General features: G+C 64.5%; 1 protein-coding gene. It reads left to right on the forward strand.

Features of this window, described 5'->3' with window-relative positions:
• Positions 1-137: 137 nt before the first annotated feature.
• The coding region (locus tag DI041_RS21595; protein ID WP_136640161.1) for a DUF2510 domain-containing protein at positions 138-391 on the forward strand (254 nt) is incomplete at its 3' end.

Raw genomic sequence — 391 nt, forward strand, 5'->3', positions numbered from 1 at the left:
AGATGGCATCTTGACGATTGTGGGGTTTGCGTGGCGCGGCGACCACGTGCAGATCCTCGATTCGCTACCGGAGTTGTTCGATGCGCCGCCGTAGTCCGCGAGGAGCGGCACCGCAGCTGATCCTTACCGACTGTTGAATGGAGCACGACGTTGCGACTTCGCCGCCGGCAGGATGGTATCCCGATCCTGACGGTTCAGCGGGGCAACGATATTGGGACGGTGACCGCTGGACCAGACATCGTCGACCCAACCCCTCTGCACCACGATCACCGCTGGCCCTGCGTGTCGACGGTCTCCGGAGCCGCTGGCTGGGCATGCCGGCCGGCCTGCGGTTGACAGTTCCGGTCGCGGCAGTGCTGACGATGGTAGGTGTCGCGGTCTACGCCTGGAT

It is taken from the genome of Stenotrophomonas maltophilia (assembly GCF_004920835.1).
GTDB classification, from domain to species: domain Bacteria; phylum Pseudomonadota; class Gammaproteobacteria; order Xanthomonadales; family Xanthomonadaceae; genus Stenotrophomonas; species Stenotrophomonas maltophilia_AQ.